The following is a 20,225-nucleotide window of genomic DNA, read 5'->3' as shown; positions in this document are numbered from 1 at the left end:
GTGTGAGCTAAGTCCCCTTCAGGGGATTTAGGGGTGTCAACTTCTATAAAAGACTATGAAAATCAAGTATAAACAACTACTTACTTGTGTCTGCACGCTTTGCCTGCTGACGTCCTGCGACAAAGGATTCGACGAAATGAACGTGAACCCCATTGCGCTGACGGGCGTAGAGCCGTCTTTTCAATTGAACACCGCCATTCTGAATAGTGTACCGGGCTACGGCAACCTGAGTTACGAGACAACCATCGTAAAACAGATGATTACGCCATTCAGCGGTCAGGGTTCGGCGGCTAATTTCAATCAGGATAACCGGACGGTCAGCAATGGTAACTGGGTAAATTACTACCAGAGTGTTATCAAGGAACTGACCGATGTACTTGCCAAAACGAAAGATGACCCAACGCGTACTAACCTGTATAATATGGCCCGAATCTGGCGGGCCTACTCGTTCATGGTGCTCACCGATACCTATGGCGATATTCCCTACACTCAGGCGGGCAAGAGTTATCTGGAAGGGATTGTTGCGCCGGTTTACGATACACAGGAAGCCGTTTATACCGATATTCTTTCGGAACTGGATGCGGCTTCCGGCGCGCTGGATGCCGCCAAAACAAAGGTAGCCAGCGACATTCTGTACGACGGCGACGTAGTGAAATGGAAACGAATGGGGTATTCTATTTTGCTCCGTGCCGCCATGCGACTCTCGAAAGTCAATCCGACAAAAGCGGCTGAATACGTTGGGAAAGCCGTTGCAGGCGGTCTCATGCAGTCGAATGATGATAACGCCATTATCCGCCATACCGCCAGTTTCACGAACCCTGTTGGCTCCCAATTGAATGGTGGGCAGTCGGCTTTCTTTTACCTGGCGGAAGATTTCGTTACGTATCTGAGCAAAAATAATGACCCTCGACTGGCATCCATCGCCGTCCGCTACATCGGAGCAACCAGTGGCGCGCAACAGGTTGAGTCAAGAGCCAACCGGACGCCGGCCGTTCAGATCGGCGCCCCTTTGGGCTACGACAATACGACGATCAGTTCGGCCGTCACCGCCAGTAAACTTGCCAGCTTATGGGATTACAGCCAGCTCGACAAAACAAGAATGGCGGCCTTACTCGCTCCCAGTTTCCTGGTCACCTACGCCCAAACGCAACTTTTACTGGCTGAAGCTGCCTTCCGCAAATGGACAACGGGTGATGCGGCTGCCCTTTATGCCAACGGCATCCGGTCGCACATGCGGCAGTTAGCGACGTATGGCGCAAGCACCGCCATCGCTGATGCTGCGATCACTACGTATGTAACGGCCAACCCGTTGACAGCGGGGAAAGAGCTGGAGCAGATCAATACGCAATATTGGGTAGCCTCTTTCCTGATGGGCCCCGAAACCTGGGCCAATTTCCGACGGTCGGGCTTTCCGGTCTTAACGCCGAATCCGTATCCGGGGAGTGACCTCAAAACCGAGCCGTTCATTCGCCGACTGACCTATACCGATGCCGAGCTAAATGTCAACAAAGTCAATGTGCAGCAGGCCATTAGCCGACAAGGGCCAAATCTGCTGGATACCCGTATTTGGTGGGATAAAAAGTAAAGACGGTTTGACAAGAGCTGTGCCACAGTTCCTGACTACGCTTAAATAAACCGTGGCACAGCTTTTTGGCAAAACCTAGTAAAGAGTCTTTTATTCTGCCTTTGTTCTGAATGAAAAATCTAAAGAAACGACTCAAAGCGGGCGAAACGCTCAACGGTTGCTGGCTGAACCTGGGAAGCTCACTAACGGCCGAAATTGTTGGCCAGGCCGGATTTGACTGGGTGCTTATTGACCTTGAGCACGGAGCCGGATCGGAGAAAGATGCGCTGTATCAGTTACAAGCGCTTGAACATACAGCCGCCGGGGCAATTGTTCGGGTTGAAAGTGCCGAAAGTCAGCGGATTCATCGGGTGCTGGACATGGGAGCCGAAGGAATCATGTGCCCCAAAATCGGAAATCCGGCGGATGCTCAAAAGGTTGTCAACAGCTTGCACTATCCCCCACACGGGAACCGGGGCGTCGCCAAGATGGTACGGGCTACAGGCTTCGCGCAGAATTTTGATCAGTACTATCAGGAGTCGCGGGAAACGATTTTAGGCGTCGTGCAAATCGAAACGGTAGAAGTACTGAATCATCTGGACGAAGTGGCCGCTATCGACGGTGTCGATGTGCTGTTCATTGGCCCCGCCGACCTGTCGATGGAGCTGGGTATTTTCGGTCAGTTCGATCACCCGCGTTTTAAGGAAGCTTTACAGGAAACGGTCAATGCAGCGCAAAAAGCGGGCAAAGCAACGGGTATCCTGTTCTTTAACCCCGACGATTATCAGCGGTATCATGACCTGGGCATTCGGCTAATCGCCTGTGGTGCTGACGCTACGTTCGTGGCCGATGGCGCCCGTAATCTGGCCGGGAAGCTGGACGCCTTTCGATCCGTGCTAAAGACGACTTAGGAGTTGAATTAGGAATCGCCGGGTTAAAACCCGGTGCAAAAATATAATAAGAATGAATTGCGTCGGGTTTTAACCCGGCGAGAATGAAAATTCCGGTGAACCTGAAATACCCAACCCGTTCCTAACCTTTTTCTTAATGACTGATCCTCTTTTAATCTTAGCGGCTGGCGTAATTATTGTCGTGGGCGGCATTATCGGGCTAAAATTACACCCCTTTCTGGCGCTCCTGCTTGGTGCATTTGTGGTGGCGCTGATGACCCCCGCTTCGGCCATTGAACAATTTGCGCTGGCCAAAGGAACGGCGCCAGCCGCAGCCCTCGCGCTGGCCAAGAAAAGCATCGGCGAACGTATCGCCACCGAGTTTGGGAACACCTGTGGCAAAATCGGTATCCTAATCGCGATGGCCGCAATCATTGGTAAATGCATGCTGGAAAGCGGAGCTGCCGAACGGATTATCCGGTCTATGCTGCGGCTGACGGGCATCGAAAAAGCACCCATTGCCTTTTTGGTGAGCAGTTTCTTTTTGGGCATACCCGTCTTTTTCGATACGGTCCTTTTCCTGATGATGCCGCTGGCCAAAGCCATGACGATACGTATCGGCAAAAATTACCTGCTGCTGGTACTCTGTATCATGGCGGGCGCGGCTATGGCCAATTCACTGGTTCCGCCCGCACCGGGACCGCTGTTTCTGGTGGGCGAAATGCACATTCCCATTGGGTTGATGATGGTTGGCGGCACAATTGTCGGACTTTTCACCATTACAGCTGGTTATTTCTTTGCGCTCTGGGCTAACAAAAAATGGCCGATCCCATTACGGGACTCATTGGACGCGAAGCTGGACGATATCAAAGCCGTTGCGGCCCGCGAAACGCAGCATCTTCCGACATTGGGTTTGTCGTTGTTGCCCGTGTTGATTCCTCTGGTTTTTATCTGTGCTGATACAGCCCTCACGGCGATGGCTACACCGGGCAAACCCCTTACCTCATCGTCTTTTCTGAACCAGTTTCTGAGCCTGGTCAAATTTTTTGGCGATAAAAATATCGCCATCGTTACGGGTGGCATTGCTGCCTTACTGATTCTGGCTCGCCAAAAGAAGGATAGCAAAGAAGGGTTAACAGCCTTCGTTCAGGCAGCGCTCATGAGCGGTGGAGGTATTATCCTGATCACAGCCGCAGGGGGGGCTTTCGGGGGTATGTTGCAGCAAAGCGGTATTAGTGTCCGTATCGCCGATATGACCAAAGAATACCAGATGGCGTTGATTCCGATGGCGTTTTTCATTGCCGCCGTTGTCCGGACGGCCCAGGGTTCCGCTACCGTAGCCTTAATCACCGCGTCGGGGATTTTGTCTGGCATGGCCAGCAATGCTCACCTCGAATTTCACCCCCTGTACCTGGGTCTGGCCATCGGTTGCGGGTCAAAACTGGTGCCCTGGATGAACGACGCGGGCTTCTGGATTATCTGTAAACTAAGCAATCTCACCGAACAGGAAGCGCTGAAAACCATATCACCCTTGCTCGTGGTAATGGGATTAACCGGCCTGGTTGTGATCATGATTGCCGCCCAATTGTTCCCGCTGGTTTAACTTGCGGTAATCATTTTATCAGTTTGTTTTCGAATCAGACTATGGAAAAAGTAGGTTTTATCGGATTAGGTATCATGGGGAAACCCATGGCAATGAATTTAATCAAGGCAGGTTATGCCGTATCCGTTTTAAGTCAAAGCAAGGCGGCCGAAGCATTCATTTCGGCGGGTGCTCAATCATTCCCAACCAGTAAAGCACTGGCACAACAATGCGACGTAGTGATCACGATGTTGCCCGATTCGCCGGATGTAGAGCAGGTCGTTTCGGGCCCGGATGGCGTGCTGGAAGGCATTCGGGAAGGCGCGCTATTTATCGACATGTCGACCATTGCCCCTGCCACAGCCAAAAGCATGTATAGCGCAATGCTGGAAAAAGGCGTGGAAGCGTTAGATGCGCCCGTTTCGGGTGGGCAGGTGGGCGCCGAAGCGGCTTCGCTGTCCATTATGGCGGGCGGAACGGAAGCCGCGTTTCAACGGGCGTTGCCACTTTTTCAGGCAATGGGCAAGAACATTGTCCATATTGGCGAACCGGGGGCCGGTCAAACCACAAAAGCCTGCAACCAGATGATTGTCGGGATAACCATTCAGGCAGTAGCCGAAGCGTTTGCGCTGGCGAAAAAAGCCGGAGTCGACCTAGAGAAAATGCGGGAGGTTTTGCTGGGTGGATTTGCCCAAAGCCGCATCCTCGACCTACACGGAAAACGGATGATCGACGAAAATTTTGCGCCCGGATTCAAAATCAGATTACATAAGAAAGACATGGGCATCGCCCTACAAACAGGAGAAGCCTTTGCTGTTCCGCTTAAAGCTACTGCTCTGGTCGCTGACCAAATGAAACAGGCTATGGACCAGGGCAATGGCGACCTGGACCATAGCTCACTGGTGTTGCTGTTACAATAATTTGCCCATTTTTAAACCCTTAACTTCTATGAAACGTAAACGCTTTATTAGAGTCCTGACAGCGGGTTCCGTCGGTGCGGCAGTTTTCGGACCGGACCAGGTAACTGCCGGAAATACAGTCAGTAAGCCCACAGTCCCGAAAAAGGTTCTGATGAAAGTTGGCTGTCAATCGGGTGGTACGTCAACGGAGAATCTGGAGTTCAAAGCCCGGCACGGGGTGTATAATATTGACGGCGGTGCCCCGAAAACCATTGCGGGCAAAGGCTGGGATCTGGACGATTCAATGCGTAAAAAAGAAGCGTGTGAGAAGTTTGGCATCAGCCTGGATGCGTATCACTTCCCGCTGGCATCCTCAGGAATCGACAAGGCCGACTATCCCAACATCATGCTTGGGAAAAGCCCGGAACGGGATCGGGAAATCGAAATTCTTCAGCAGATGATTCAGGTGGCGGGTAAGACAGGCATTAAGGTGTTGAATTACAACACCACCATTCTGCCAGTGCTACGTACCGGCAGAACAGTCGATCCCAAACGCGGCAATGCTATTTACAGCACCTGGAATTATGAGGAAGCGGTGAAGCAAAACCTGCCAAAAACGATAGCCGGTGACGTAAATATTGAACAGATGTTCGAGCGCATTATCTACCTTCTCGATCGGATACTGCCTGTGGCAAAAGAGTACAAAGTCAAGTTAGCCAACCACATTGCCGACCCCCCAACGCCGGTTGGCTATCGCGGCATTACACGCTGGAACAGTCCGGACGTGTTCAAAGGTATTCAACGGTTCGCAAAGCTGTACGATAGTGAGTATCACGGGTTCAATTTCTGCATCGGCTCCATTGCCGAAGGGCTGAAAGATCCAAAAAACGACATTATGCCGATCATCAAATGGGTAGGTGAGCGAAATCAGATTTTCAACGTTCATTTACGGAATATCAAAGGGGGCTGGAATAACTTTCAGGAGGTGTATCCCGACAACGGCGACATGAATTTTCTGCACGTAGTGCGGGCTCTGCGTGATGTTGGTTTTTCGGGTATGGTCATGCCTGATCACGTACCCCATCACGCCGACCATGCCGCTGATTTGCAGGCCTTTTCGTTTTGCTACGGCTATATTAAAGGATTGCTCCAAACGGTGACGGATGAAGCCGCCTGATTACTTTTGCCGCACCGGTCGGTAGACAAAAAAATAACCCACAATAGCATGCCTCATAAAATTGGCCCCCGCATCAGGGAAATCCATATTACACCCATTGCCATTGTCGATCCTCCCCTATTGAACGCGGCAGGGTTGCACGCACCATACGCGCTACGTACCGTTGTCGAGCTGGTTACGGACGATGGCATTTCGGGTATCAGCGAAATTCCCGGCACATCGGCCATTGATGCCGCACTGGCAGAATCCAGAGAATTGCTGATTGGCAAAGACGTGTTTCAACTGAATGAAATCAGGCAGGTTTTAATCGATCGGTTTGGCACCGATAGTGCGGCTGAACGTGGTGAAACGCCCTGGGATCAACGCAAGCTAGTCCATATTTTCAGCGCCATCGAAGTGGCGTGCCTGGACATTATCGGCAAAGTCACCAATCGCCCTGTCGTTGATTTGTTAGGCGGCAAACTACGGGATCGGGTACCTTTTTCAGCTTATTTATTTTACAAGTACGAAGGGGCTGGCGGAAAACTTGGGTTCGGAACTGATCCAGACGCTGAAGGATGGGCGGCTGCCCGGCAAGCCAGTGCGCTGAATCCGGCCGAAATTGTGGCGCAGGCCAAAGCCATGTGTGCGGAGTTTGGCTTTCAGTCGATCAAGCTGAAAGGTGGCGTTTTTGAACCGCAGCAGGAAGTCGACGCCATGTTTGCCCTGCACGACGCCTTCGGTCCTGATGTACCACTACGTGTTGATCCGAATGCGCTCTGGACGGTTGAAACGTCTATTGAGTATGGCAAACAGATGGAGCCGATTCTGGAGTACCTGGAAGATCCGACCCGTGGGCAAGAAAACATGGCAGCAGTCCGGAAAGCGCTGAAAACGCCACTGGCGACGAACATGTGTACGACGTCATTTGAGGATATCCCCAACAGCATACGTATTGGTGCAGAAGATATTATCCTGAGCGATCACCATTTTTGGGGCGGATTGCGGGCGTCGATCACGCTCTCGGGTATCTGCGAAACCTTCGGGCGTGGGCTGTCCATGCACTCCAACAGCCATCTGGGCATTTCGCTGGCCGCTATGGTGCATCTGGGCGCTGCGTTGCCCAAAGTCCCCTATGCGCTGGATACGCATTACCCCTGGCAATCCGACGAAATCATTACGTCCGGACGCTTCAACTTTGAAGAGGGTGCCGTGCTCGTGCCGACTGAGCCGGGACTAGGGGTCGAACTGGATCGGGAAGCGTTAGAAAAACTCCACCAGAACTACCTGGATTGCGGCTTAACGAAGCGGGATGATGAGATCGAAATGCAAAAGGTGCAACCGGGTTGGAAATTTCAGTCGGTTCGCTGGTGATCAAACTAACACAGGACCAATTATTGAATTTTATGGCTTCGGCAGCAGCCGCAAATGATGCTGTGTATGGATGCTCGTGAAGTAGACCATTTCCCGAACCGTCACTTTTCCCAGGGCAGGATGTGGCATACAGTAATTGTCCATCTCCTGCTCTGACCACGCATAAAGAACATCAACTGACGCATCGTAAACTGCCACAAACCGCGCCATTATGCTACTTCTGCTTTCCTGCATATCTTCGGACCGGGGCGACATCGTAGCCGGTGCTTTTGTGCCTTTCGTCAGTATTTGCTCGTAAGCGGATGTCAGTTCGTCATAGGTTCTGGATGGCGTCGTTGGCTTTCCCCATTGGTCAAACACGTCACGCGGACCGGCCATCAAACGAGCCACCGGACGGGCTGACAGGTACAAATGTTGCGCGACGTCACCGACTGACCATTTCCCATTGGGCTGATAGCTAAACGCTTCATTCGTGTAACTCGTTGCTACGTTAACGAACGCCTGACAGTCATTTGTCAGTTGCTTTTGGAGACCCGGTATTACAATCTGCATGGTTATGTTTTTTACAAGCTTACTAAAACTATGTACACGCTCCTCATTTACGGGTAATCATTTGTGAATTACGGTTTTCATTTACTTTCTGGAATCAATCTGAATGAGTACTTTTGGAGTATCATCCGCGCAAGCCCAACCGATCACGTAATGATTCCATGCGCAACCAATACAACAGCAATTACTCGCACTAATCATCAGGAAATCAATGAAAACCCTACTGCTCACCAGCTTACTTGTTGCCGCTTCAGTTGGCGTATTTGCCCAGGGCGAAATTAGTTATCACGGCAAAAAAATTACAGAAAGCGGTGCCATTCCAGCGGCACAGCTAGCCACGAAAATGGCTGACAAAACTGAAATGCCCGCCAAAGTAGAAGGCACCGTTGAATCAGTATGCAAAGTAAAAGGCTGCTGGATGAAGGTTAAAACCAGCGATGGCCAGACGATGCGCGTTACGTTCAAAGATTACGGTTTCTTCGTTCCGAAGGACATCGTTGGCAAAACCGTTGTTGTCGAAGGCACTGCCGAAACCAGCACGACACCCGTAGCTGATTTGCGTCACTTCGCTCAGGACGCCGGAAAGTCTAAAGAAGAAATTGAGAAGATCACCGAACCAGAAAAAGCCCTGACATTTGTAGCTGATGGCGTGATCGTAAAAAAATAAACCCGTTTCCAACCCTTTTTCCAGCCATAGTGTCTTTGTAAAAAAATGCAAGAACTATGGTAGATTCAGTGAAATTACTTTCTGGTTTTCTCATCGTTGGAACAACACTCTTTGCGGCCTGCACATCATCTGAAACAACGCCATCTGACCGGGTATCGCTCGGCGTAAATCAGTCGGCTCGGTTAGGTTCAGATGTTACGATCCGAGCCGACTCCATTCAGGATAGCCGCTGTCCAACGGGGGCTGTCTGCGTCTGGGCAGGACAAGCTAAGGTTAAGCTATTACTTGCAACCAGCAGTGATTCGAGTACGGTACGGCTGGTTTTAGGAGCCGACATCAATGGGAGTTCTAAACAGCGATTAGACTCAACGGGTGTTACGCTTAACAACACTACGTATAAGGTGATCTTACGGGAAGTGACCCCTTACCCAACCCTGGATGCCCCTGGTCGGGCGCAAACGGCGGTTGTTCAGGTAACAAAATTATAAGCGTTGTTCACGCTATTTCCGTAGCTTAAGGGCTGCAACTACTCGTTGCAGCCTTTTTTTGTACCCAACCAATTTGTTCTATGAAAAAACTATACATGCTGGCAGGCTTGTCGCTGCTGGCGGCTCCTCTGTTTGCCCAGCGCACCTTAATTCACTGCGGAAATCTCTTTGATGGGTTGGGGAATACCTTGCAACCACAAATGACGGTTGTGGTGGAAGGCAACAAAATTACAGCCGTACAGAAGGGCTACACAGCCCCCGCCGGTCAGGATCGGGTGCTGGACATGAAATCAAAAACCGTATTGCCCGGCCTGATTGACATGCACGTTCACCTCGAAATGCAAACGCGTCGGGGTGGGGCCATTGATGGGTTCACCAGCAACCCGGCCGATGTGGCGTATCGGGCAGCCGGTTATGCTAAAACAACGTTGCTGGCAGGCTTCACCACCGTCCGTGACCTGGGTGGTTCGGGGGTGAACGTATCACTTCGCAATGCGATTAATGCGGGTCTGGTGGAAGGCCCCCGCGTGCTAACGGTTGGCAAATCCATTGCCACAACGGGCGGCCACGCTGACCCAACGAATGGCTATCGCAAAGATCTGATGGGCGACCCAGGTCCAATGGAGGGCGTTGTCAATAGTCCTGAAGATGCGCGCAAAGCCGTTCGGCAACGGTACAAAGACGGCTCCGACCTGATTAAGATCACGGCAACCGGTGGCGTATTGAGCAATGCCAAAGATGGCTCCGGTCCCCAGTTTTCGCAGGAAGAAGTCAACGCCGTTGTGCTTGCGGCCAAAGATTACGGCTTTGCAGTAGCGGCCCACGCCCACGGCGCCGAAGGCATGAAACGCGCCATCAAAGCAGGTGTACAAACGATTGAACACGGTACGTTGATGGATGACGAAGCGATTGAGTTGTTCAAAAAACACGGCACGTACTACGTTCCAACCATCATTGCCGGTAAAACAGCCGCCGACTCAGCCCGGCACTTTGGGTATTATCCGCCTTTAGTAGTTCCCAAAGCCTTAGCTATCGGCCCGAAAATCCAGGCTACATTTGGTAAGGCGTACAAAGCGGGCGTGAAGATTGCCTTTGGCACCGACGCGGGTGTTTTCATTCACGGTTATAATGCGAAAGAGTTTGAATACATGGTCGAAGCGGGTATGCCAGCAGTTGAAGCGATCAAAGCAGCTCTGATGACGAACGCCAAGCTACTAGGCATGGACGCGCAGATTGGCTCGATTGAAGCGGGCAAATTTGCGGATATCATTGCCGTCGCCGAAAGCCCGATCCAGAACATCAAAACCTTACAAGCTGTCCAGTTCGTCATGAAAGACGGCAAAGTGTATAAACAGTAAAACAAGTCAATAGTTGTCAGTCAGTAGTCGATAGTGAAACATCACATACTATCGACTATTGACTGACGACTTCTTTTATCAACTCACTCACTCGTTCAGCTTCCTCGTGCTGAACCCAGTGGGAAGCCTTCTCAACATACACAACACGCCCGTTGTTGCAAAGATCGATGCTGAGTTGTGCCATTTCTCGTTTCAGAAACTGATCACCAACACCCCAGATCAACAACGTCGGTACAGTAATTCGAATGCCAGAGCGTCGGGAAGGTGGTTTCTGAAGCGCGGCTCTATACCAGTTGACCATGGCCGTAAAGGCCCCTGGTTGCGACCAGGCCGCTTTATACTGTTGCAAATCAGCATTGGAGAACGTACCGGGCCGACTGCTTTTACGTAGTGTTCGCACGAGCATCGCCCAGTTACCCAATCGGGATAACGTTTCGGGTAACCACGGCAATTGGAAGAAGCCAATATACCAGCTACGTAGCATCTGCCCTACATTGTGACTGACGAACTTCTTCATAACAACCGGATGTGGCACGTTCATGACCACCAGCCGGTCGACGCGTTCAGGATACGTAACGGCTGTCCACCACGCTACTGCCGCCCCCCAATCATGCCCCACAACAACTGCTCTCTCCCGACCCGCGGCATCGATCAGCCCCACGACGTCGGCGGCTAACGTGTCTATACCATAGGCTGCAATCCCTTTTGGTTTATCGCTCAGGTTATAGCCTCGCTGGTCGGGTGCCCAGACCCTGAAACCGGCTTCGGCTAACGTATCGATCTGATGCCGCCAGCCATACCAGAACTCAGGAAATCCGTGCAACAAGATCACAAGCAGCCCATCTGCTGGACCCGCCTGAACGACGTGCAATTTTATACCGTTTGCTTCAACAAATGTGTGGGTCATGGATTAAACAGGTTAAACCCAGAGTGGTGCGCCATTGCGACACAGAGAACACAGAGTTTTTATATAATTTCTGCGTGTTCTCTGTAACGCTGGGTTTAATCTCCTCTATAGATATTTTTTCAGAACCCGAAATACCGCTCGGCGTTGCGGTAGCAGATGTCCTGGATAATCTGGCCAACCCATTCTACGTCGTTGGGGAGTTCGCCATTTTCGACTTCGTTGCCGAAGATATTGCACAGAATTCGCCGGAAATATTCGTGACGCGGGTAAGAGACGAAACTGCGCGAATCGGTAAGCATGCCCACAAATGCGCTCAGCAGTCCCATGTTCGAGAGGGCGTTGATTTGTTTTTCCATACCATCTTTCTGATCGAGGAACCACCAGCCCGAACCAAACTGTATTTTACCCCGCACCGAGCCATCATTGAAGTTGCCAATCATGGTGGCCATCACTTCATTGTCAGCCGGATTTAAATTATATAAAATGGTCTGGGTCAGCTTGTTCCGGTCGTCCAATCCACCCAGGAAGCGAGAGAGCGAAGCCGCCTGTGGGAAATCGCCGATACTGTCCCAGCCCGTATCAGGACCGAGTTCGCGGAGCCGACGGATGTTATTGTTACGTAGCGCGCCGAGGTGAAACTGCTGTGTCCACCCTTTTTCGTGGTCCCACTCCGCAAACTGCACCAGCATAAACGACTTGAATTTGAGCACATCAAGCGGACTGAGTACCGAAACACCATCTTTCCAGTTTAGCAGTAAATTCGAAAATATGGTCTCAATTTCACTTTCGACATACGGTTCCGCATAGATCATTTCCAATCCATGATCCGACAGCCGACAACCCATTTCGCCAAAATAATCATGACGGGATTTCAACGCGTCGAGATAATGCGTTAACGTCCGGATTTCGCGGTTCGTCAACGTAGCTAATTTCTCCACATAGGCGCGGAATCCAGTCGGATCATCGGCAGCCATGGCTTTGTCGGGCCGGAAGGCGGGCAACACTTTAACCGAAAAATTACTTTTCGCAATAGCACGATGGTGCTCCAGCGAATCTAGTGGATCATCGGTCGTACAAACTACGCGAACGTCGAAATGCTGAAGTAAATTACGGGCGGTGAGCTGCGGCAATTGCTCATTACACGTATCATATATCGACCGGGCGGTCCCTGGATTCAGTACGTCCGTTATACCAAATGGGTTTTTCAACTCCAGATGCGACCAGTGGTACAGCGGGTTACGTAGCGTGTAGGGCACGGTTTCGGCCCATTTTTCAAACTTCGCCCAATCCGAAGCATTGCCGGTGCAATACTGTTCGTCAATACCGTGCGTTCGCATGGCCCGCCATTTGTAGTGATCTCCATACAGCCAGAGTTGGGTGACATTCTCAAAGCGTTTGTCGGCGGCTATTTGATCCGGTGGTAGGTGACAGTGGTAGTCAATGATCGGCATTGGCCGGGCGTAATCGTGGTAGAGCCGACGGGCGGTTTCGGTTTGTAACAGAAAATCGTCGGATAAAAAAGTGGGAGCGGTCACGAGTATATTCATGGTAGGCAAAAGCAAAAGCCGGGCGATTTCTCCCGGCTTCTACTATTATTTTTTTGATGTTGTTACAAACGTATCGGGCACAAACTGACAGCTCGGCAGCACCTCAACCGGATGGCTCCAATCGCGGATGAGCCAGTCTTTATTGGCTTCGGCAATCCAGACTTTACGGGATTTAGTGAATAACCAGATTACCTTCTCAACCCCAAAGTCAAGCAGTTTTGTCGTTTTCTTTTCGTAGTAGTCAAAAGCCGAATCATATTGATCCATGTCAGCTTTCGTATCTATTTCGATTGCTACTTTAGGAGGCACCCAGGCGTATTTTGTCTCGTCCTGCCCTTCCAAAATTTCCAATTCAAAAATTGCTATATCACAGGCTCGCCAATCCCCTTTCTTAAACTGAATTCCTACTTCGTTCCCCAAGACGTCATACACGTTCAAGTCTAATACTGACAATAAATAGGCAGCTAATCGAACGACTAACCGACTTTGCAAAATGCTCGAACTCATAACCTGCTCAACCGTTTTTGCACCCTTCAATACGTCTTTATAGCCGGCATAATACACCGGCTTACCGTCCCACATTTCGTAGACAAGTGACTTGAGTAATCGGGCACGTTCGGCGCGACGTTGTTTCTGTTCAGGAGTAAGAGGAGGGTGCTTCGGCTTGTTGATCGCTTCCATAACCGCACGGTTTAGCTATTGGCAAGATAACTATTAAAGACAGGATTTACGGGATAAAACAAGGTTAGAGCCTACAAAAATCCTGTTTACCATGTAAATCCTGTCAAAACTTCATTATCACTCAATCGACAAGCCCACCATCAGACCGCGCAGTTCAGCCAGACCACGCAACCGTCCAATGGCCGTGTAACCCGGATTGGTTCGTTTGCCGGAAGTCAAATCATCAAGCATCCGGTGCCCGTGATCGGGGCGGAATGGCATCCGAAGATCCGTACGTCCTTCCTCTTTTCGCCTTTTCTGTTCAGCCAGCAACGCCCGCATAACGCCCGGCATCGGTACGTCGCCTTCGAGGTGATTAGCCTCCTGAAAACTGCCGTCGGCACTGCGTTCGGTGCTGCGCAAATGGATAAAATGAATTTTCGATCCCAACCGTTCGACCATGCCAACCAGGTTATTATCGGTCCGAACGCCGTAGGAACCCGTACAAAAACAAATCCCATTAGCGGGCGAATCGGCCGCAGCCAGCAACGCACGAGCATCAGCTTCGGTACTTACCACGCGCGGCAGGCCAAGAATTGGGTAGGGTGGATCGTCGGGGTGAATGGACAGCCGTACCCCTGCCGACTCGGCGACAGGTACAATTTCGCGCAGAAATGCATAAAGATGCTGACGTAATTCGCGATCGCCCACATCGGCATACGTAGCGAGTGCATCCCGAAATCGCTCAACCGTATAACTCTCCTCCGAACCCGGCAACCCGGCAATGATCGTTCGGGTCAGGCGTTTTACCTCAGCATCACCCATCGCGTCCAGCTTAGCTTTTGCCTGCCGTTTCTGTTCATCGTTATACAAATATTCGGCACCGGGGCGCTGGAGAATAAATAGTTCAAAAGCGGCAAATTCAGTAGCGTCAAAACGAAGTCCTGTAGAGCCATCGGGCATCGGAAAGTCCAGATCCGTACGCGTCCAGTCGAGAACCGGCATGAAATTATAACAAACCGTATCGATCCCAGCCTGCGCCAGATTGACAATCGACTCTTTGTAGTTTTCGATGTATCGCTGGTAATCGCCCGTTCGGGTTTTGATGCCCTCATGCACCGGAATACTCTCCACCACCGACCATGTCAGTCCACTGGCTTCGATAAGAGCCTTCCGATGCTGGACTTCCTCCAGCGACCAGACCTCGCCGTTTGGAATATGATGCAAGGCCGTTACGATGCCCGTAGCACCCGCCTGCCGGACGTCATTTAGCGATACAGGGTCCTTAGGACCAAACCATCGCCAGGTTTGTTCAAGCATATGAATAAAAGTTAGTCGGTAGTCGACAGTTAATAGTCGTCAGTCGTCAGTGCTTCCAGGCAACTACTAAAGACTATCGACTGTTGACTGCCGACTATTTTAGGTAAATAAGCAATCTTTGCTGCTTTTCTCATCAAAAGAGTCTACTTGTTTTGCAAACGCCAACCACATCTGGCCGATTTCGATGGCGCATTGTCGCCTTGTTGTTCCTGGCAACAACGATCAACTATGTAGACAGACAGGTATTGTCATTCACCATGACCGACGAGCTATTTCGGAAAGAAATGCTCGATATGACGCCTGATTCCGTACTGACCAAAGAAGCGACTGACCGATTCAAAATCTTTTACGGCGATGTAGATGCGGCCTTCAAATTCGCCTATGCCATTGGCTTTCTGCTGGTTGGCTGGCTCATCGACCGGATCGGCACCAAGCGGGGCTTCTCATTGGGTATGTTTGTCTGGAGTATTGCCGCTGTTCTAACCACGTTTGTTAGCAATATGGCCAGTCTCCGCTGGGCACGGGTATGTTTAGGTCTGGGGGAGGCCGCCAATTTCCCCTCATCCGTTAAAACCGTAGCTGAGTGGTTTCCACGGCGTGAACGCTCCTTTGCCAATGGACTTTTCAATGCCGGGACTAATGTGGGGATTATTTTAACCGCTCTGCTGGTGCCCCATCTGATTTTACAATTTGGCTGGCGAAGCTCGTTTCTGATAACTGGTTTGCTGGGATTTGGGCTACTGATTTTCTGGTGGTTCATGTACCACAAACCCGAACGAAGTCCACAACTCTCCGCCGATGAACTGGCCTACATTCGTAGTGATAAGGAAAAAATGGCGCCCGTAAACGTATCTTGGGGGCAATTACTGGGCTATAAGCAAACATGGGCGTTTGCGATTGGAAAATTTATGGCGGACCCCATCTGGTGGTTCTACATGTCCTGGCTGCCCGATTTTTTTAACTCCAATGATGCGCTGGACCAAAAGCTGGACCTTAAAACATTTGGCGTGCCGTTTCTAATTATTTATGTTGTTTCTGATGCGGGCAGTATCTTTTTCGGCTGGCTGAGTACGCAGCTCATGGGCCGGGGCTGGTCGGCCAACCGCGCCCGCAAAACAACCATGCTCATTTGTGCACTTTGTGTGGTGCCAATTTTCTTTGCCGCTCAAACCAGCAGCCTAACCATTGCCATTGCTCTGATTTCGCTGGCAACAGCGGCTCATCAGGGCTGGGCAGCCAATATGTATACGTTTGCCTCCGACCTGTTTCCCAGGAACGTAGTGGCATCTGTAACAGGAATTGGGGGGATGTTTGGTGCCGTTGGCGGCATTTTACTATCATTGCTGGCTGGGCGCATCATCACCGCCTTTGGCTACTTACCCATGTTTATGATTGCCAGTTGTACCTACTTGCTAGTCCTGGTCATTATTCACCTGGTCTTACCTAAATTAGAACCCGTTACAACGGAGGAGTTAGAGAAAAGTGGTAATTGGTCATTAGCCAGTGATCAGTAATGATCGCCACCAGTCCCTCAACGCCCAACGGTGAAGCGGGCCCGTATTTAACTACGAACAAATGAAAATTGTCACTTTTGGCGAAGTCATGCTACGACTAAGCCCACCGAGCGTCGGTCGATTTGCTCAGACAGATTCACTGACGATGCACTTTGGCGGCACCGAAGCTAACGTAGCGGTATCGCTGGCGCAACTTGGTTTACAGACAGCGCATGTTACCCGTTTCCCGGATCACGCGCTGGGGCGGGCGGCTTCCGGTTACCTGCGCAAATACGATGTAAGCACAGAACATGTCCGCTACGGCGACGGTCGACTGGGCCTGTATTTTCTGGAAACGGGTGCCGGAAGCCGGGCCAGCCAGATTATTTACGACCGGGCTGATTCGGCGTTCTCGCGCATCAAACCCGACGATATTGACTGGGAGCCGATTTTACAGGGAGCGTCGTGGTTTCACTGGACGGGTATTACGCCCGCGCTCTCGCAGGGTGCCGCCGACTGTTTACTAGCTGGTATACAGACGGCTAATCGTCTGGGTGTTCCGGTATCGGGCGACATTGTTTACCGCAGTAATCTCTGGCAATATGGCAAAACGCCCCAGGAGATTATGCCCGCATTAACCGAAGGCTGTACGCTGGTTTTGGGGAGTAAAGGGCTGTTTTCTGAGCTATACGACGTAGTGGGCAGTACCTTTCAGGAGTCAGGGCGGGCGATGATGAAACGATTTCCCAATGTTCGCTACTTCACCGATACCAAACGCAATTCGCTGAGCGCATCGCATAATCAATTGTCGGCCAAGCTATTCGACGGGCAAAGCGTTTACAAATCAAGAACGTATGATATTCAGCCCATTACGGATCGAATCGGTACGGGCGACGCCTACATGGCGGGCTTGATTTATGGGTTGCTTACGTTCAATGATCTACAACGGGCCGTTGAGTTCGGAGCGGCCGCTTCGGCCTTAAAACATACCATTCCCGGCGATGTAAATCTGGCAACTGTAGCCGAGATCGATACGTTGGCCAGCGGTGATAGCTCAGGACGATTAAAACGTTAAGAGCTTAATCGTCGTTCATTCGATAAATTAGCGGTTACGGTTAACAAAGTAGTTTGTAATATTGCTGAATTATGAAATATCCAACATCAACATTCAATTTTAGTTAATAGTAAGCCTGTTCAACTGATGACCGCAGAATCCATTGCCGCCCACCCAACTATGACAAAGCTCACTCGCTCGACAAACCCCGCTCCCGTTTTTCCCGAAAAAGTTCTTCAATTTGGCACAGGCGTTCTTTTACGGGGCTTGCCCGATTATCTGATTCAAAAAGCGAATGCCGAAGGGCGATTTGAGGGATCAATCGTCGTCGTTAAATCCACAGATAGCCAAACCAACGAATTTTCAGATCAGGATAATCTCTATACGGTGGCAGTTCGGGGGGTTCAGCAGGGTCAGGAGGTTGTCGAAAATACCGTTGTCTCGGCGATCAGCCGGGTGTTAGCCGCCCAAACGCAGTGGAGCGACGTACTGAAACTTGCCAGAAACCCGAAACTGCAAATCATTATCTCCAATACCACCGAAGTGGGTCTGAATTACGTTGAAGAAAGCATTTTTCAGAATCCACCCCAGTCATTTCCGGCTAAGTTGACGTCGTTTTTATATGAGCGTTTTCGAAGCGTTGGCGGCTCCAAGGCTAAAGGGCTGATCGTGATTCCAACTGAACTCGTGACGGATAACGGGTTAAAATTGCGGGACGCCGTTGAGCAACTGGCCAAGTTCAATGAGCTGGGCAAGCTGTTTACGAAATGGCTCAAATTTCACGTTCGTTTCTGTAACTCCCTCGTTGACCGCATCGTAACACGCCCAACCGACGAAGCAAAGCAGACATTGGAACAGGAAGTTGGCTATAAAGACGATCTGCTCACCTTCACGGAGCCCTATCATTTATGGGCCATCGAAGGCGATGATCGTGTTAAACAAACACTGACTTTTGCGGACGCCAGCACCCCTCAGGTGATCATCGACGAAGACATCAATTTCTACAAAGAGCGCAAACTTCGGGTGCTCAATGGCTCACACACGCTCACCATGCCGCTGGGTTATTTGCTGGGCCTCGAAACCGTTGCCGATGAGATGACGCATCCAACCATGAGCAAGTTTATTGAGTCGCTCATGCTCAATGAAATTGTGCCGACGGTACCAGATTATGGCATTCCCGGCATGGATAAGGCCGCCATTTCGCAGTTCGCTCACGACGTACTGGACCGCTTCCGAAACCCCTATCTGGATCATCTGCTGCTGAACATTTCCCTTCAGGAAACGGCTAAAATGCAGGCCCGCAACGTAGCGACCATTCAACGGTATTACGAACAGTTCAACGCCGTGCCGAAACTGACCGCCTTGGGATTCGCAGCGTACCTGCTATTTATGAAAGCGGTGCGTGAAGAAAAAGGGCAGTTTTTCGGCGAGGTTGCCGTTAAGGGAGGCCAGTTAACGTACCCTATCCGGGATGACAAAGCGGGGTATTTTTATGGCGACTGGAAGACGGTCAAAACGAATTCGCCTGCTACGGTTCAGGCGTTTGTTAAGAGTGTCCTCTCGGACGTTACACTTTGGCAAACCGATCTAACGGCCCTACCCGGTTTTTCAGAAGCAGTGGCCGCCGATCTTAACGCCTTGTTGACAGCGGGCGTCGAAAAGACGCTGGAGAAAGCCGTTTCGTAAGATTGCCAATTAGATGTGCGGAGCCTGGTTTTTAACTATGTTCGAGTTGTTATCCGGTCTACGATGTAAAACGCAGCAAAAAGGCCGGTCGGAGACCGGATAACACTCCGACGAAGTTGAAAACTTCGCCGAACCACCCCTGAAAAACTTACTCAAACACATTCTATAGCTTTACATTACGTCGCTACTAATCATTAAAAGCCAGCAACAAGAGCCGCCATTTTCTCCCGCGTTGCTTTGTCGGGTAAAGGACCGATACCGGCTTTGGCGTTATCCGCCATGTGTTCAGGCTTGCTCGTTCCTGGAATAACACACGTAACGGCCGGGTGAGACAGGATAAATTTAAGGAAGAATTGCCCCCAACTCTCTATTCCGTACTCTTTGACCCAGTCGGGCAAGCTTTTTCCACGCACGCTGGCAAACAACCCGCCTTCGCCCAGCGGCCGATTGATCAACGTAGCGACACCATGATCGGCAGCCGCGGGCAGTAACCGCTTTTCGGCATTTCGGGAGGTGATGGAGTAGTTGAACTGGACAAAATCGATTGGGACAGACGACAGAATCTGCTCTAGCTCGCCATGCATGGAATCGGTGTAATGCGTGATGCCGATGTAGCGTATTTTGCCAGCCGCTTTCCACTCTTTCAGCGTCTGCATGTGCGTTTTCCAGTCCGTCAGGTTATGAATCTGCATCAAATCCATCGTTTTCCGGCGCATAAGCTTGAACGATTCATTCATCTGCTGAATACCCGCTTCCCGGCCCTGCGTCCAGACTTTGGTCGCATAGAAAAACTGGTTTTCCAGGTCCGAACCAGTTGTCAGCTCACCAACTACCCCTTCCGAGCGCCCATACATGGGTGAACTGTCAATTAATGTTCCGCCGTACTGGTGCATCGTTTTCAGTACGTCCTTCAACGGCTCTTTGGCCGATGGCGTCGATACATCAAAGGTTTGCCAGGTACCGAGCCCAACCACGGGCAGTGCTTCTTTACTGTAAGGAATTAGTCGGGTTAACATAGCGACGGCTTTAAT

At 50.9% G+C, this 20,225-nt stretch carries 18 protein-coding genes; 12 read left to right on the top strand and 6 right to left on the bottom strand.

Features of this window, described 5'->3' with window-relative positions:
* The first annotated feature begins 55 nt into the window (after positions 1-55).
* The 6 genes from ACYVEA_RS27345 to ACYVEA_RS27320 all read left to right on the top strand — a co-directional run bounded on the left by ACYVEA_RS27345 (position 56) and on the right by ACYVEA_RS27320 (position 7,465).
* Positions 56-1,585 (top strand): SusD/RagB family nutrient-binding outer membrane lipoprotein, encoded by a 1,530-nt coding sequence (locus ACYVEA_RS27345; RefSeq protein ID WP_461116608.1) that lies wholly within the window; start codon positions 56-58, stop codon positions 1,583-1,585.
* A gap of 110 nt (positions 1,586-1,695) precedes the next feature.
* The gene (locus ACYVEA_RS27340; RefSeq protein WP_461116607.1) at positions 1,696-2,475 is read left to right on the top strand and encodes an HpcH/HpaI aldolase family protein; all 780 of its coding nucleotides are present in this window, start codon (positions 1,696-1,698) and stop codon (positions 2,473-2,475) included.
* Positions 2,476-2,611: 136 nt separating this feature from the next.
* On the top strand, positions 2,612-4,057 hold the full coding sequence (locus tag ACYVEA_RS27335; RefSeq protein WP_461116606.1) for a GntP family permease: 1,446 nt from the start codon (positions 2,612-2,614) through the stop codon (positions 4,055-4,057).
* 41 nt (positions 4,058-4,098) lie between these two features.
* The gene (locus ACYVEA_RS27330; RefSeq protein ID WP_461116605.1) at positions 4,099-4,956 is read left to right on the top strand and encodes a 2-hydroxy-3-oxopropionate reductase; all 858 of its coding nucleotides are present in this window, start codon (positions 4,099-4,101) and stop codon (positions 4,954-4,956) included.
* Between the two features lie 28 nt (positions 4,957-4,984).
* Positions 4,985-6,112: a mannonate dehydratase gene (locus ACYVEA_RS27325; protein WP_461116604.1), complete on the top strand. Its 1,128-nt coding sequence runs from the start codon at positions 4,985-4,987 to the stop codon at positions 6,110-6,112.
* A 48-nt stretch (positions 6,113-6,160) separates the two neighbouring features.
* Positions 6,161-7,465, top strand: coding sequence for an enolase C-terminal domain-like protein (locus tag ACYVEA_RS27320; RefSeq protein ID WP_461116603.1), 1,305 nt, complete (start codon positions 6,161-6,163; stop codon positions 7,463-7,465).
* A 30-nt stretch (positions 7,466-7,495) separates the two neighbouring features.
* Here the strand turns inward: ACYVEA_RS27320 and ACYVEA_RS27315 are convergent, their stop codons facing one another.
* The gene (locus ACYVEA_RS27315; RefSeq protein WP_461116602.1) at positions 7,496-8,017 is read right to left on the bottom strand and encodes a DinB family protein; all 522 of its coding nucleotides are present in this window, start codon (positions 8,015-8,017) and stop codon (positions 7,496-7,498) included.
* Positions 8,018-8,225: 208 nt separating this feature from the next.
* Between ACYVEA_RS27315 and ACYVEA_RS27310 the strand changes: the two genes are divergently transcribed.
* The 3 genes from ACYVEA_RS27310 (at position 8,226) to ACYVEA_RS27300 (ending at position 10,527) form a co-directional block, all read left to right on the top strand.
* Complete coding sequence (locus tag ACYVEA_RS27310; protein WP_461116601.1) at positions 8,226-8,681, top strand: DUF4920 domain-containing protein; 456 nt, start codon at positions 8,226-8,228, stop codon at positions 8,679-8,681.
* A 68-nt stretch (positions 8,682-8,749) separates the two neighbouring features.
* Positions 8,750-9,169 (top strand): hypothetical protein, encoded by a 420-nt coding sequence (locus ACYVEA_RS27305; protein WP_461116600.1) that lies wholly within the window; start codon positions 8,750-8,752, stop codon positions 9,167-9,169.
* An 80-nt stretch (positions 9,170-9,249) separates the two neighbouring features.
* Entirely contained in the window at positions 9,250-10,527 is a 1,278-nt protein-coding gene (locus ACYVEA_RS27300; RefSeq protein WP_461116599.1) for a metal-dependent hydrolase family protein, read from the top strand.
* A gap of 55 nt (positions 10,528-10,582) precedes the next feature.
* On the opposite strand, the gene ACYVEA_RS27295 is transcribed toward ACYVEA_RS27300, so the two are convergent.
* The 4 genes from ACYVEA_RS27295 to uxuA all read right to left on the bottom strand — a co-directional run bounded on the left by ACYVEA_RS27295 (position 10,583) and on the right by uxuA (position 14,961).
* Entirely contained in the window at positions 10,583-11,434 is an 852-nt protein-coding gene (locus ACYVEA_RS27295; protein WP_461116598.1) for an alpha/beta fold hydrolase, read from the bottom strand.
* Positions 11,435-11,553: 119 nt separating this feature from the next.
* A complete protein-coding gene (uxaC, locus tag ACYVEA_RS27290) occupies positions 11,554-12,981 on the bottom strand; it encodes a glucuronate isomerase (RefSeq protein WP_461116597.1) in 1,428 nt (475 codons plus the stop codon).
* A gap of 45 nt (positions 12,982-13,026) precedes the next feature.
* Entirely contained in the window at positions 13,027-13,662 is a 636-nt protein-coding gene (locus ACYVEA_RS27285; protein WP_461116596.1) for a hypothetical protein, read from the bottom strand.
* Positions 13,663-13,779: 117 nt separating this feature from the next.
* A complete protein-coding gene (gene uxuA / locus ACYVEA_RS27280) occupies positions 13,780-14,961 on the bottom strand; it encodes a mannonate dehydratase (protein WP_461116595.1) in 1,182 nt (393 codons plus the stop codon).
* 152 nt (positions 14,962-15,113) lie between these two features.
* Here uxuA and ACYVEA_RS27275 point away from each other — a divergent pair, with 152 nt between their 5' ends.
* From ACYVEA_RS27275 to ACYVEA_RS27265, 3 genes are all read left to right on the top strand, one after another.
* On the top strand, positions 15,114-16,475 hold the full coding sequence (locus ACYVEA_RS27275; protein ID WP_461116594.1) for an MFS transporter: 1,362 nt from the start codon (positions 15,114-15,116) through the stop codon (positions 16,473-16,475).
* 61 nt (positions 16,476-16,536) lie between these two features.
* Positions 16,537-17,529: a PfkB family carbohydrate kinase gene (locus ACYVEA_RS27270; RefSeq protein WP_461116593.1), complete on the top strand. Its 993-nt coding sequence runs from the start codon at positions 16,537-16,539 to the stop codon at positions 17,527-17,529.
* Positions 17,530-17,688: 159 nt separating this feature from the next.
* Positions 17,689-19,194, top strand: coding sequence for a tagaturonate reductase (locus ACYVEA_RS27265; protein ID WP_461116592.1), 1,506 nt, complete (start codon positions 17,689-17,691; stop codon positions 19,192-19,194).
* 194 nt (positions 19,195-19,388) lie between these two features.
* Here the strand turns inward: ACYVEA_RS27265 and ACYVEA_RS27260 are convergent, their stop codons facing one another.
* Positions 19,389-20,210, bottom strand: a complete 822-nt coding sequence (locus tag ACYVEA_RS27260) for an aldo/keto reductase (protein WP_461116591.1) — start codon at positions 20,208-20,210, stop codon at positions 19,389-19,391.
* Between the last annotated feature and the right edge of the window lie 15 nt (positions 20,211-20,225).

The organism is Spirosoma jeollabukense, from assembly GCF_054777855.1.
The sequence above is the reverse complement of the archived record's forward strand: the minus strand, read 5'-3'. Positions and strand labels throughout refer to the sequence as shown.

Coding starts and splice junctions, on each gene's coding strand:
- ACYVEA_RS27345 (WP_461116608.1), top strand. CDS start 56: ATGAAAATCAAGTATAAACAACTACTTACTTGTGTCTGCACGCTTTGC.
- ACYVEA_RS27340 (WP_461116607.1), top strand. CDS start 1,696: ATGAAAAATCTAAAGAAACGACTCAAAGCGGGCGAAACGCTCAACGGT.
- ACYVEA_RS27335 (WP_461116606.1), top strand. CDS start 2,612: ATGACTGATCCTCTTTTAATCTTAGCGGCTGGCGTAATTATTGTCGTG.
- ACYVEA_RS27330 (WP_461116605.1), top strand. CDS start 4,099: ATGGAAAAAGTAGGTTTTATCGGATTAGGTATCATGGGGAAACCCATG.
- ACYVEA_RS27325 (WP_461116604.1), top strand. CDS start 4,985: ATGAAACGTAAACGCTTTATTAGAGTCCTGACAGCGGGTTCCGTCGGT.
- ACYVEA_RS27320 (WP_461116603.1), top strand. CDS start 6,161: ATGCCTCATAAAATTGGCCCCCGCATCAGGGAAATCCATATTACACCC.
- ACYVEA_RS27315 (WP_461116602.1), bottom strand. CDS start 8,017: ATGCAGATTGTAATACCGGGTCTCCAAAAGCAACTGACAAATGACTGT.
- ACYVEA_RS27310 (WP_461116601.1), top strand. CDS start 8,226: ATGAAAACCCTACTGCTCACCAGCTTACTTGTTGCCGCTTCAGTTGGC.
- ACYVEA_RS27300 (WP_461116599.1), top strand. CDS start 9,250: ATGAAAAAACTATACATGCTGGCAGGCTTGTCGCTGCTGGCGGCTCCT.
- ACYVEA_RS27295 (WP_461116598.1), bottom strand. CDS start 11,434: ATGACCCACACATTTGTTGAAGCAAACGGTATAAAATTGCACGTCGTT.
- uxaC (WP_461116597.1), bottom strand. CDS start 12,981: ATGAATATACTCGTGACCGCTCCCACTTTTTTATCCGACGATTTTCTG.
- ACYVEA_RS27285 (WP_461116596.1), bottom strand. CDS start 13,662: ATGGAAGCGATCAACAAGCCGAAGCACCCTCCTCTTACTCCTGAACAG.
- uxuA (WP_461116595.1), bottom strand. CDS start 14,961: ATGCTTGAACAAACCTGGCGATGGTTTGGTCCTAAGGACCCTGTATCG.
- ACYVEA_RS27270 (WP_461116593.1), top strand. CDS start 16,537: ATGAAAATTGTCACTTTTGGCGAAGTCATGCTACGACTAAGCCCACCG.
- ACYVEA_RS27265 (WP_461116592.1), top strand. CDS start 17,689: ATGACAAAGCTCACTCGCTCGACAAACCCCGCTCCCGTTTTTCCCGAA.
- ACYVEA_RS27260 (WP_461116591.1), bottom strand. CDS start 20,210: ATGTTAACCCGACTAATTCCTTACAGTAAAGAAGCACTGCCCGTGGTT.